A 13,464-nucleotide genomic window follows, 5' to 3' on the forward strand; every position below is an offset into this window, starting at 1 on the left:
CTGTAGCGGTGAGGGTTAGAGAAACGTCGCGAGTCGTTGAAGGCCACCAAGGATATCTCGGCCAAGGTGGATACGAACAATCCGGCGACGGTGAGTCGCCAGACAACGGAAGTCGCCCTGTGCTTGGGCCGTCTTCAGCACCCCAAAGGTATAGGGTTCGCCCGGTATCTTAAGATCTTCGTCATCGTCTGCCGTGAGATGGACAAAGACGCCGGTGTTGGGCCCTCCTTTGTGCAGTTGTCCCGTGGAGTGCAAAAACCGAGGCCCATAGCCAAGCGTCGTGGCGACCCGGTAGCGATCTCTGATGCGTACTCGTATCTCTTGCAACGTGTGATGGATACGATCGGTAGGAGGAAGGTACGCGTTGATGGCGACATAATCACCGGGGCGGATTCGGGCCAAATGACCCGATAACACCTGCTTGATCGACCCCTGACTGAGGTCCTGGGCATTGACCGGATCGACGTACAATTGGAGTTCCTCCTGAGTGAGAGAGGGCTCATCGGCCGGTAAGGCGCCGCTTTTCAGATAAGACTCGAGCAGAAATGAGGTGTTGTCTTTGCTCTCCTGAACATTCGGCTGGTCAAAGGCGTTGAGTTGGAGCAGAGCCCCAGCCACCGCTGTCGCCATTTCCCAGCGGAAAAATTCCTCTCCAAGATTCACGAGATCCGGGACGTCGATACGAATGATGGGATAGCCCTCGGCGGAGAGGGCCGTGGTCGGATCGGATGAAACGAGATCGCCACGATGGTGGAGATACACGAACACCCGGTCCTGGCCATACTGCTTCGGGGTTCCAAGAGGTTCATCATGAATGGGGATCAGGCCTTTGCCCTCTTTGCCGGTGCTTTCGGCAAGCAGTTGTTCAATCCATGCACCGAGCGGATGAAGGGATGGGGACGTGAGCAGGGTCAGTTTATCGCGACCGTCTTGAGCCAGCTCAGCGAGCGTGACTCCCAAGGCCACACCTGGGTTGTCATGGGGCGGAATACAGGCATCACAGCTGTGGCGCATCCGCTCTGCACGGCGCAGCAGGTGCTCAACATTCACTCCCATGATGGCGCCCGGGACAATGCCGAAATTGGACAGCGCAGAATAACGGCCACCGATGTCAGGCACACCAGGAAAGACGTGTCGAAAGTGACAGCCATGGGCGACTGTTTCGAGTGGTGATCCAGGGTCCGTGATGGCGATGAACTGCTGTCCTGCCAGTTCCCCTTTTCGCTGCTGAACCCGATCATAAAAATATCGAAACAGCAGGAGCGGTTCGATCGTGGAGCCGGATTTGCTGGAGACCAAGAAGAGCGTCCGGTCTAAATTAATACGCGCCTCGATCGCACGGATTTGGGCTGGAATAGTACTGTCGAGAACCACAAGTTCAGGATAGCCGGGAAGCAGGCCGAAGATGAGGCGGAAGACCTCGGGACAGAGACTGCTGCCCCCCATGCCAAGCAGCAGGGCATGCGTGAACCCCGCTTTGCGGACCGACGCGACGCAAGCATGTATCTGGTCAAGTTGATGAACCTGCTGCTCCATGACATGAAGCCAGCCAAGGGCATTTTGGATGGTTGCCTGATGCTTGGGCTCTCTGCTCCACAGCGTCGGATCCTTCGCCCATAGTCGGCGCACGAATCCTGTTTGATGAAGGTTTTGCAGCGTGGTGGTGACCTGAGTTTGCCGAGCACCAATGGCAAATGTGGAGCTATCGAGCTTCGCCCCGAGGCATTCGGTTCGCCTCTGGCTGATGGCTGTGGTGAGCTGCGTAAATGCCGCTTGGAAGAGGGCCGTGCCATCGAGTAACAGCTTCTGGGTGACCGATGTCAGATCAATGTCACAGTGAGGCAGCTTTTTGAGAAGATCTTCTGCCTCGGTCACGCCTTCCATGAGACTAGGACGGACCTTGCCGTGATCTCTGAAGGCCGTGAAGGTCGCTGCCGGTATCGTATTGACGGTATCTGGTCCGATCAGCTCTTCGACGTAGTAGGTATCGGAATAGCGTGGATTTTTCGTGCCGGTGCTGGCCCACAGCAGCCGCTGGACCTGCGCTCCCTTGGCTTTGAGGGCCCGGAACTGAGGACTGGTACAGATGTGTTGGAATGAGCGATAGGCGAGTTTCGCATTGGCGATCGCAACTCTTCCGATAAGGGTGTGTGCCACCTTCTTCACGGAGTCAGGGGCTGTTCTAATGCGTGCCTCCAGGAGTTGATCAATGACCGTGTCAATCCGGCTCACGAAGAAACTCGCAACAGAGGCCACGTTCTGCAGACGGTCGCCTCGTTCCACACGGGCCGCCAGCCCCCGGATGTAGGCCCATGCCACCCTTTCATAGACTTCGACGCTGAATAGGAGAGTGACGTTGACGTTGATTCCCTGACTGATGAGCGCTTCGACGCCAAGAATCCCCTCCGGCGTCGCGGGCACCTTGATCATGACATTTTTACGGCCGACCGCATGGTGGAGACGCAGTGCTTCTTCAATGGTTCCGGCAGTGTTGAACGCCAACTCTGGATCGACTTCTAGACTGACATAGCCGTCACGTCCAGAGGTCGCTTCATACACCGGATAGAGTAGATCGGCCGCATCCTGCACATCGCGGATGGCGAGCGCCTCATAACATTGTTTGGCGTTGGTGAGTTCCTGAGCAAGTTGGCAGAGAGACTGCTGATAATCGGTGCTGCCCGCGATCGCTTTCTCGAAAATCGACGGATTCGAGGTCACGCCCCTGAGGCCATCATGCGTGATGAGCCGATGCAGTTCGCCGGAAGTCAGAAGACCTCGGCGGATATAGTCATACCAGGGGCTTTGGCCGTATTGGAGAAGTTGAAGCAGCGGATTGACCGTTTGTCCTGCTGTCTGTCCCATACAATCTCCCTTCCTCCTGTGTTAGTGTGAACGCCTTATTTGCAGCGTCTCCTGCTACGACTCATTCTGTGGTTCTTGCCGGACCGTCTCGCTTCAAGCTCACGATATAGCTGGTGAGGTCATGGAGTTCCTGATCCGTCAGCGGGAACTTGGGCATAATGGATCCCGGAGTCACGAATTGCGGATCGCGGAAATGCCGATAGTGCCAGTCTCGATCGGGACGGCTATCGCCCTCATAGGAAAGGTCCGGACCAATCGCTGCACCTTCGCCATGAATCCGGTGGCATCCACTGCAATTGAAATGAGCCACGAGCGCTTTGCCATGCGCGATGACTGGATCGGTACGAGGGATTGCATAGAGATCATGGAGCGAGATCGCTAACAGCCCCAATACCATTGTCAGGAAGAGCCCTCCGGCCGCCAGGGTGACGGGACGATCGGCAAGGCGGCGAGTCGATGTCCGATCGAGAAACGGCAAGAGAAAGAGACCGGCAAAAAACAGTGCCGGAAGAATCCAGGTGGCGACAGGCTCTAAGGGGCCATGCGCATATTTGAGGAGTTGGTAATAAAAGAGGAAGTACCATTCGGGAACAGGTACAAAGGTCGTGTCCGATGGATTGGCCTTATCTGCGAGCGGAAAAGAAATCGTCATTGCCAGTGCCGCAACAAGGGCAAAGATCATGAGCATGACGAGGGCATCGAGATAGACTTGTCGAGGGTAAAAGGCTTCACGGCGACGGCGTGCTCGAACCTCGTCCCATGGGCCGGCAGGCCCGACGCGACGGAGAATAAAGAGATGCAGAACCACGCCTGTGATGAGGCATGCCGGAAGAAACAACACGTGAACGGCAAAGAATCTGGAAAGGGTCAGCGCTCCGAGAGCCTCTCCACCGCGAAGTACGCGCACAAGAATATCTCCGGCGACCGGAACGGTCCCCACCATATTGATGCCGATTTGTGTGGCCCAGTAAGCGTTCTGGTCCCAAGGCAGCAGATAGCCGGTGAAGGCAAATCCCATCACGAGGAGGAACAACACCACTCCAACCATCCACATAGCTTCACGAGGCGGCTTATACGCACCATACAGAAAGGTCTGCAGCATATGGAGGCCGATGGCGACCACCATAGCCGAAGCGCCCCAATGGTGAAGGCCTCGGACGAAGGCACCAAACGTGACTTGAGTGTCGATGAATCGCACGCTGTCATAGGCATGATCGGGGGTGGGGGCATAGTAGAGCGCGAGAAACATTCCGGTGATCGCTTGCAGGCCCAGCAGAAAGAGCGTGGCCGATCCAAAGACATAGATCCAACTGGCGCCGCCAGGGATGGGCTCGTCCAGCAAGGTCCGACGGATGGGGTTGAGCTTGAGTCGGACATCCAGCCAGCCGTAAAGGCGTGATGCCATCAGTTAAACCTCAACGCGCTGAGAGAGACCTGCTTTGAACTCTTTGTAGATCACATAGACATGCCCCTCCTCGACTTTCACGGGTAGCTCGTCTAGTGGACGAGGAGCCGGACCACCGAGGACGTGCCCGTTCGGGCTGTACACACTGCCGTGACAGGGACATTTGAATTCCCGGTCTTGTCCGTCCCAGCGATACCCACAGCCTAAATGCGGGCAGAGTGGGGAGAAGACGGTGAGATGACCGTCAGCTTGTTTAATCGCCCACACCGCCTTATGCACTTTTGTGGTCATCCAGCCATCCTGAATGGTTTGGAGATAATCCAGCTGTTTGGGTTCGCCGATTGACAAGCCGTCGAGCCGCCCAATGTCCACCCATGGTTGTTCGCGTCGCTTGAACGCAGGTGAGATGACATATCCCAGAAGGGGAATGGCGAGGCCCGCGCTGATGACACCGGCACAGAATCGCATCATTCGACGAAAGAACTTGCGCCGATGGACGGAGTATTCAACAAGAGCTGGCCCGGGAGTCTCGGGGGTTGAGAGCTGATGCATAGTCGCGTCCTACTCGTTGATTCGAGTTATTGCTTCCACAAGATATGCTGATCCTCCAGCGGAATGGCCGCCTCTGGATGCGACGGGATCAGACGTGGCGTGAAGTGAAAGGCCGGCCGATTGGCTCGAACGTTCCCTCGATACAGGGCCCAGCCAGGCTCGACATCGTGGATGTCACTTTGGACGAGCGGCTCCGAGGTGGGTGGCTCACCATTCATTGAATCGGCATACAGCTCCACGCGCACACAGCGGGGGTCGAGCTGGGCCAGATGCACTCGCACCTGAAAACTCCAGTCATCTCCCTCGCGCTGTACGTGCACCTCTCCAAAGCGAAGGCTCGACCAGTGTTGCTCGAGCGCTTGTTGCCAGGCCGTCAGCTCGCCAGCAAGGCGGCTGCCATGGGCCATTCTTCGCCGAACCCGCTGAGCGGCCGGGAGGTAGACTGAGTGCACGTATTCCCGCAGCATGCGATTGCTACTAAACTGGCCGGTGAGTGTGGCCATGCTGGCGCGGATCCGAGCCACCCACCGAGCCGGGATACCCCGGCCATCACGCTCGTAAAACTCCGGCACAACGTGCTGCTCCAACAGGTCGTACAGCTGCGCTGCTTCCACCGCATCCCGCGCCGGCTCCGAATGCTCCAGCCTCTCTCCGATGGCCCATCCGACCTCAGGGCTATAGGCTTCCGCCCACCACCCGTCGAGGGCGGACAGATTGAGTCCCCCGTTGGCGAGTACCTTCATGCCACTCGTCCCGCAGGCTTCCCACGGTCGTCTGGGAGTATTGAGCCAGACATCGATGCCCTGCACGAGAGCTTGAGCCAGGGTGACCTCGTAGTCTTCTAAAAAGATCACCCGCTTCCGCACTCGAGCCCCGCGTGCAAAGCGGACAAACTCCTGGATGAGCCGTTTTCCTTGTTCGTCGTGGGGATGCGCCTTTCCAGCTACGATGAGTTGGATCGGATGCTCCGAATGTGTCAGCAGCTTGACGAGCCGCTCCGGATCATGGAGCAGCAAGGTGGGCCGTTTGTAGGCGGTAAACCGCCGGGCAAAGCCGAGGGTTAAGATATCGGGATCGAGCACCTCCTGAATGTCTTCGGCGGACCCAGCATCACTCCCGAGCCCACGAGATTGAGAGATGAGCCGCTGCCGTGCATGGCTGACGAGCGAGGCCCGGCCCTGACATCGAATACGCCAGAGTTCCCGGTCCGGAAAGTCTTGAGCGGCTTTGGCGAGGCTGTCCAGGCTGCCTAGCCACCGCTCCTTGCCTCCGGCCTGAGTCCACAGCGTATCGGTCCATTTCGAATCCCACGAGGGCACATGAATGCCGTTCGTCACATAGCTGACCGGCACCTCGTCTTCCGGCCAGCGTGGAAACAGGGGTTGAAACAGGCGCCGGCTCACGGTCCCATGCAGGAGACTCACCCCATTGACGACAGAACTGGCACGCATCGCGAGTGTCGCCATGGTAAACGCAGCCTCCGGATGGCCTGGATCGGACTGGCCAAGGGCGATGAATTCGTCCATCGAGAGGTTGAGTTGCCTCACATACTCCTGCATGAAGCGGCTGATGACCTCTGGCGCGAAGGAATCAAACCCGGCGGCCACCGGCGTGTGGGTCGTGAAGACATTGCCGGCGCGGGTAGCCCAGAGCGCCTGTCGAAAGGAGCAGTCGGTGTTTTCCATGACCTGCCGGGCTCGTTCCAGCACAGCAAAGGCGGCATGGCCTTCGTTCAGATGGCAAATTTCTGCGCCGATCCCCAGCGCCTCGAGCACGCGCCATCCGCCGATTCCGAGTGTCATTTCTTGCATGAGGCGGATCTCGGGCCGCGCGTCATAGAGTTTACTGGTAATGCCACGGTCAATCGCACTGTTCAGCGGATCGTTGCTATCGAGCAGATAGAGAGTGACCCGGCCAATCTGGACTTGCCAGATGCGAAGAACCAGCGTGCGACCCGGGAGCTCCAACGGAATTCGCAACCACTCGCCCTTCGATGGCATGACGGGCTGAATCGGCAGACTGATGGGATCATTGTAGGGATACGCTTCGATCTGCCATCCGTTCACATCCAGACTTTGGCGAAAATACCCCTCTTGGTAGAGCAACCCGACCCCAATGATGGGGACATCCAAATCACTGGCCGTCTTCAGCATGTCGCCGGCTAAGATGCCCAAACCGCCTGCGTAGAGTGGCAGCGCCTCTCCAAAGCCGAATTCCATACTGAAATAGGCGATTTGGCCTAAAGCCTGACGCGGATGGTGTTGACGGAACCATCCGGGCTGCTCGAGAGCCAGCTGGCGTGCCCTCTCAAGCTCCTTCAACTCCTTTTTGAACTCCGGATCAGCGGCGAGTGCTTCAAGCCGTGTCTGCGGAACGCATTGCAACACGGCTCGGGGGTTATGCGTGCGCTTCCAGATGTCCTGATCCAGCCGTTCCCACAGTCGGTCGCTTGAATGACTCCAGGTCCATCGAAGATCCAGCGCTAACGCAGCCAGGGCCTCCAGCTCTTTCGGCACAGTACGTAAGATGACGGATCTGTTGTGATTCATCGTTTCCTCCTATGGCGCTGCCAATACTACAGATCGATTGCTCCAGCGACCTTTTGTTACCGTCGCCACTGTGTCCCTGTTTTTACCTATACACAAATCTGGTGCCACTTCTTTTTCGTACCGAGGATTGTCAGCACCGAGCGCGAAGTCTTTTGCGATTCAAGCGGATCGACGATGTTGGGCAATGGACGGCGCAAAGGCCTATGCGAACGCACAGTCGTGAGGCTGGTTGCCCTCTCACGAAAATGGTGAATAGTCACGATGGATGACGTACGCAGTCAGGCCGAGGCGAAATGGGTGGGTCGACTCAGCCCAAGTTTCTTCATACGGCTGCGCAGCGTACTGGGATTAAAGCCGAGATGGGCGGCCGCACCCCCCGCTCCGTGAATGCGCCAATCAGTCAGTTCGAGCACGCGCAGAATACGCGTACGTTCCGCCTGCTGCAGGTTAACGAGCATCTCTCCGCGTGCCCCGATATGTGACGTCACCATGTTGTCGACAGAGTCGGATCGGGGAAGCAAGACCTGTTCGTCGATGGTCACGATGTGAGAACGCGCCAGCAGGACCGCTCGCTCAATGGCATTCTGAAGTTCACGCACATTGCCGGGCCAGGAATAACGAACTAAACGTTGCATTGCGGCATCATCAAATGCCAGACACGATCGTGTGAATTTCGCGCAGTAGCATTCAAGAAAATGCCGGGCAAGCAGCAAAATATCATCGGGACGGTCACGTAGGGGCGGAAGCATGATAGGAAATACGCAGAGGCGGTAATAGAGGTCGGATCGAAACCGGCCATCACGGATGCGTGTCGCCAGATCGGCATTCGTCGCCGCGATGGCTCGTACGTCCGGCTTTGATCGGGGCTTCACCTCCTACCCGAGTCACTTCACCGTCTTCCAATACCCGAAGGAGCTTGGCTTGTGCTGCATGTCGCCAATCTCATCGAGAAAAAGTGTGCCGCCATGAGCCAGTTCAAATCGCCCCTGCCGCCGCTGATTGGCACCAGTAAAGGCCCCTCTCTCATGACCGAAGAGTTCGTTTTCAATCAATCCCATCGGCAATGCTGAACAGTTGATCCGTACGAAGGGTTTGGTTCGACGCGTACTCCCTTCGTGAACGGCCCGGGCGAACAGTTCTTTACCAGTTCCCGTTTCACCTGTGATCAGCACGGTGCTTGTCGTCGGCCCAACGCGATCGGCGAGCGAAAGCGCCTGCAGAAAGCTCGCACGTTTCCCCACCAACATGCATGGCACTGAACTGTTGGCCAAAGTGTTTTTCCCCAGGGAGAGATGTCTCTTCCTGAACCAATTGTTCCCGCAACCGGTTGATCTGCTCATACGCTCGTACATTGTCGACCGAGATCGCGATCTGCGTGGCAAGGTGCCGTAAGAATTCCAGGTCCTCAGCAGTTGGCTCACCGGACTGCACGCTGCCAAGATTCAGCGTACCTAGGCAACGCCCTTGTGCTAGAAGCGGCAGATTAACCATCCGCCCCAGTCCCTCTTGCACATAAAACTGATCTTCCAGGAAGATTTGCTCTTGTTGGAAACGAGGCCGAATGTGCGGTTGTCGATAGTCATATACCACCCCACAACTGTCCCTGCCCGCGGAAGGATCGTACTGGGCTGGAGCACCAGCTTTGGCAAGCTCCTCTTCAATGCATGAAACCGGAACGAATCGCCCCCCTGTTTATAGAGCACCAAGCCAGCGCGCTCCCATGGAATCACCGTCCTGATGCCCTCCGTAAAGGTGTGCCAGAAACTTTCCATATGGCGCGGCGAATTAAGAACATGCGAGACCTCCAGCAACGTGCGGTAGCGTAGATCGATCGGAATCACATCGCGGACTGTGTTCACGAATGAAGACGTTCCTTCAGGATCGGACATCCTCTGAATTGGTGAATCAGTAAACAAGGGAGAGCTTTCCTCTCGGCATGAAAGGTTCCTCTCAGATAAGGCATGTACCGCGTCGTAGTACCAAGCAATGGTTATGCCCAATGACGTATACGTAGACGAAGGCTTGCCTCGCGTGAGGCTTCCGTAAGACTTGTCCGCAATACTCCGCTAGTGATATCTGCCAGCGCGCCTCACGAATACACTCAGCAGGGAATGAAAACGGGCGGAAGTGATGTGTGCCGACTGGGCGCAATCGCACCTTTCTTTACAAGGTGTGGCTTTGGATCCTTGGCTTCGTTCACCATGTTGGTTGAAGGATAATCAATTACCGGCAGCATGGCTGCGGTGTGGCGCATTTGCGTGTGAAGAGCTATGCAGCTGCCGGCGAGGCTTTCGACTCGATCCGGAGTTGAAATCACTCACAGGTGCAGTACGTATCCGGGATGTTGGAGAAGCAGCAACAAACCTGTTAACGCATTTTCCGAGTATCGCACCTCTGCCCCGTCTCACCCGACAATCGGGGCTCTTGATGAACTTCATATTGATGTTGCCGCAGGTTCGAACAACCGACGCATCGTCATAAAAAGCGTGTTCCACGCGAAGACTGCTCAGGGACACATTGCCCTTGCTATGTAAAGGGTCAATACAAGTACCAAGAGACTCAGAGTCATTTGTACTCTTTCGCATCAGTTCGTCTCCATTGCACAATAGCGCCGTGATAGTCGCAGAGGAATACGAGCACGTCATCTTTCAATTCGAGGGAAGCTACAGGGTGTGGTGTCCTCGGGCGAGCCAGATGTTGCGGTTTATCAAGTGTCCCGATGAATGCCGGTGTGGTCGCTTGCTCCGTGGACGCACCAAAATCATTACGACGGAGGACTTGTAGTAAACGGACGATGAGTTCATCGACTTAGTGCCGCTTTCACCGTCATACGTGTTTCCCCGCCTTGTTCGGAATTGAACACGAGTGTCACAATGAACCGCCATGCAAATCTCTTGGATCATGCTCCTTTGTCTGCTTCTCGGTATGGGATGCAGCACGCCCCCGCCTCTCTCGCCTGGGATGCTGGCTAAGGCACGGGCGCGGCAAGACGTGGATCGATTGAATGCACGCGTTGTACTCGCCTACCAAAAACGCCAGGAGGCTCTCGCGCGAGTTCAGGATCTTCAGACCAGACTCCGGCATCCAGGCTTATCGCCTAAGGAGCGTGAGAGCTACCAGGTGGATCTGGATGAAGCCAATCGGCAGATGACAAGCCTGTCCGAGCACCTCTCCGAGTTAGAGGAGGAATTACGCCAGGAATGGGAGGTCTATCGTACGCTCTATGGCAAGGGCCACGGCTAACCGCACCGTTGACTGAACCAAGTTGGGCCCAAGACCGTAAGGCCATTTCCATGGTGATCTGAATGACTTTAGAGTAACCATTTATCTAATCATGTCGTTAGGTGGATCCGTGACTGCCTTTGTTCCATGCTTTGCCGCGTCATCCTCGTTTATGGTCTATCCTTTCCATCTCATCGGGCCTAATACAATGTGTAATCCTAAGGGACGCGTCCGCCTCGGGCCTACGCTAAAAAGGCCGCATTATCCCTAGACCATCCAGGTCCTTTTAGGGTACTGGTAGAGCGCCGACTAGGAGGCAATCACGGTGCTCGCCGGTACTCCCGCTGCTCAGACTCTCGTTGAGGCGATTCATAATCTGGCCTCATCCCACGACCTTCGTTCTATCATGCGGGTCGTTAGCCAATTCGCAGGAAGGCTCATTCATGCGGAGGGGGTGACCTTTGTGCTCCGAGAAGGCGAGCAGGTCTACTACGCGGACGAGCAGGCGATTTCCCCCTTGTGGAAGGGGCGGCGATTTCCGGCGAATAGCTGTATCTCCGGTTGGAGCATCCTGCACCGGCAAACCGTGGCAATACCGGATGTGTATCGCGATGAGCGTGTCCCTGTCGAGGCCTACCGTCCGACCTTTGTGAAAAGTCTCTTGATAGTCCCCATACGTCGCAGCGATCCTATCGGCGCAATCGGGGCCTACTGGGCCACGGAGCATCAGGCGACGCCTGATGAAGTTGAACTGCTCCAAGCTCTCGCAGATTCAGCAGCGGTTGCCATTGCGAATATCGAGCTCTATGAAGAGCTCAAGAGAGCCAAAGAAGCGGCGGAATGTCGCGCCGCAGAAAAGGCGCAGGAACTGGAAGAACGCCTGAAGGTGGAATGCGCCCTCCGAGAAAGCGAAGAGCGCTTCCGGGCTATGGCTGAAGTCCGCCCTGTGGCGGTGATCATCTCACGCTATGCTGACGGGCAGATTCTCTATGCCAATGAACAATGTTGCCACATGTTTCATACCGATATGAAGACCCTATTGGGATGTGCAACCCGCGAGCTGTACAAGGATATCAACGATCGAACGAAGCTCCTTGATCTCCTCTCCCAGCATCAGCACATCGAAAACTATGAGTTGGAACTGAAAAAGGCCGATGGAGCACCGTTGTGGGTGAGCGCGTCGATCCAAACCGTGACCTTTCAGCACGCGCCTTCGCTCTTGTGCACCTTGCTCGATATCACCGACCGAAAGCGGGCACAGGCGACCGTGGAGCATCTCTCCCAAACATTTGAGGTCGATGTCAAAGCACAGTCGGCGGCAATCGACACGGCGAATAAGACATTGCAAGCGCTCAATGAGCTGAAATCGCTTGAAATCATTGAACGAACACAAGCGGAGCAGGCGTTAATGGAGCTCAACGCGACCTTGCAAACACAAGTGGCGGAACAAACGAAGGCGCTCGTCATGAAGCAGCAAGAACTCCGGGCACTGGCACTCGAACTGAGTCGGACGGAGGAGAGACTTCGTCAAGAGCTGGCGACACAACTCCATGACGATCTGGCCCAACTGTTGGTCCTCAGCAAGATGAAGCTGGAGAAAGCCCAGCGGGTGACGAGGCGCGAAGAAGCCGGGCGGGTTCTGTGCGAAGCCAAAGCCTATGTCGAAGATGCGCTCACCTACACGAGGACGTTGATGAGCGATCTGCATCCGGCCTTATTGGGCGATGCGACGGATTTGTCAATGGCCGTCTCATGGGTATGTGAGAAGATGGAGCGGCATGGGTTGACCGTCACGATCAACGACGAGGGGCCTCACGAAATGCTGCCCCATGAAATCGTCATGCTCATGTACCAATCCATCCAGGAATTGCTCTACAACGTCCTCAAGCACGCCAGAAGCAAAGAGGCCCGTGTTTCCCTGCAGCGAACCGAAGATCACATTGAAGCCACTGTTCGGGATTGGGGCATAGGCTTCGATCCTTCCAGCATTCGTCGCCCCTCACAGGACGGTGGCTTCGGCCTCTTCAGCCTTCGCGAGCGGTTAGAGTTGCTCGGCGGCCGTCTTGAGATCACTTCTGCCGCCCATAAGGGCACATCGATCAAAGTCGTCATCCCGCTCCATCCGGATGCGTTAAGCAGTGGCCGGTCCGGGTCGCATGCGGTAAAGCCATTCACGAAAGGGTTGACCATCGGTGAGGGCGTATCTGAGCGGGTCGAGCTCCAAATCAGAGTGTTATTGGCCGATGATCATAGGATGATGCGGGAAGGTTTGAGCAGTGTCATCAACGCCCAGCCCGACATGATGGTGGTCGGTGAAGCATCCGACGGCATGGCCGCAATCGAGCTGGCGAAAACGCTACGGCCGTCAGTCATTCTCATGGACATCAATATGCCCCAGGTGAACGGCATTGAAGCGACAAAGAAAATTAAAACGGAATGGCCGGAGATTCAAGTCGTTGGATTGACCTTCCTCAAAGAAGACAAGATGCGTAAGCTGATGAATGAAGCAGGCGCATGTGCCTTCCTCTCGAAAGGCGAATCGTTCGACACCCTATCATCAACCATTCGCCAGGCGGCCAAACGTACATGAGGGCGAGAGATCTGCGATGCTGAGATGCCAGTGCGCGTGATAACACTTTCACTGCAAGGTGAAGGAAGTACCTAGCTAAAAGCCACGGTTCGAAGCGCGTGCCTAAGTAATCGAGACGTCTGTAGCAAGGCAGAACCTTCCGGACCTTCTCGCTTGCCCTCCTCACGCCGACTGCTCGAGCCAGAAACTGAAATTGATCCTACCCTGGCAGTGTGCATCAATTGCAGAATAAAGATGAGACCACCGGATAGGCTGTTCGATATCGCATGATCGTGTTGTGGAAG

The 13,464-nt window shown here is 56.3% G+C and carries 8 protein-coding genes and 1 pseudogene; 2 read left to right on the forward strand and 7 right to left on the reverse strand.

What is annotated here, in order from left to right; all coding sequences use genetic code 11:
* Window positions 1-15 precede the first annotated feature (15 nt).
* The 7 genes and pseudogenes from ACWHYZ_RS17475 to ACWHYZ_RS17505 all read right to left on the reverse strand — a co-directional run bounded on the left by ACWHYZ_RS17475 (window position 16) and on the right by ACWHYZ_RS17505 (window position 8,958).
* Entirely contained in the window at window positions 16-2,862 is a 2,847-nt protein-coding gene (locus ACWHYZ_RS17475; RefSeq protein ID WP_447983956.1) for a bifunctional transaldolase/phosoglucose isomerase, read from the reverse strand.
* Window positions 2,863-2,923: 61 nt separating this feature from the next.
* Window positions 2,924-4,267, reverse strand: coding sequence for a cytochrome b N-terminal domain-containing protein (locus ACWHYZ_RS17480; protein WP_447983957.1), 1,344 nt, complete (start codon window positions 4,265-4,267; stop codon window positions 2,924-2,926).
* A gap of 3 nt (window positions 4,268-4,270) precedes the next feature.
* Window positions 4,271-4,819, reverse strand: a complete 549-nt coding sequence (locus tag ACWHYZ_RS17485) for a QcrA and Rieske domain-containing protein (protein ID WP_447983958.1) — start codon at window positions 4,817-4,819, stop codon at window positions 4,271-4,273.
* 26 nt (window positions 4,820-4,845) lie between these two features.
* Complete coding sequence (gene glgP / locus ACWHYZ_RS17490) at window positions 4,846-7,368, reverse strand: alpha-glucan family phosphorylase (RefSeq protein WP_447983959.1); 2,523 nt, start codon at window positions 7,366-7,368, stop codon at window positions 4,846-4,848.
* 278 nt (window positions 7,369-7,646) lie between these two features.
* The gene (locus ACWHYZ_RS17495) at window positions 7,647-8,240 is read right to left on the reverse strand and encodes a sigma 54-interacting transcriptional regulator (protein ID WP_447983960.1); all 594 of its coding nucleotides are present in this window, start codon (window positions 8,238-8,240) and stop codon (window positions 7,647-7,649) included.
* Window positions 8,167-8,615: pseudogene (locus tag ACWHYZ_RS17500) on the reverse strand (sigma-54 factor interaction domain-containing protein). The gene ACWHYZ_RS17495 and the pseudogene ACWHYZ_RS17500 overlap by 74 nt, the downstream one beginning before the upstream one ends.
* Entirely contained in the window at window positions 8,524-8,958 is a 435-nt protein-coding gene (locus tag ACWHYZ_RS17505) for a GAF domain-containing protein (RefSeq protein WP_447983961.1), read from the reverse strand. Before ACWHYZ_RS17505 ends, ACWHYZ_RS17500 begins: the two are co-directional and overlap by 92 nt.
* Window positions 8,959-10,251: 1,293 nt before the next feature.
* On the opposite strand from ACWHYZ_RS17505, the gene ACWHYZ_RS17510 reads away from it, so the two are divergent.
* Both ACWHYZ_RS17510 and ACWHYZ_RS17515 read left to right on the forward strand, forming a co-directional pair.
* Window positions 10,252-10,611: a hypothetical protein gene (locus ACWHYZ_RS17510; protein WP_447983962.1), complete on the forward strand. Its 360-nt coding sequence runs from the start codon at window positions 10,252-10,254 to the stop codon at window positions 10,609-10,611.
* 304 nt (window positions 10,612-10,915) lie between these two features.
* On the forward strand, window positions 10,916-13,180 hold the full coding sequence (locus ACWHYZ_RS17515; protein ID WP_447983963.1) for a response regulator: 2,265 nt from the start codon (window positions 10,916-10,918) through the stop codon (window positions 13,178-13,180).
* Window positions 13,181-13,464 lie beyond the last annotated feature (284 nt).

This window comes from Nitrospira sp. Nam74 (genome assembly GCF_965152615.1).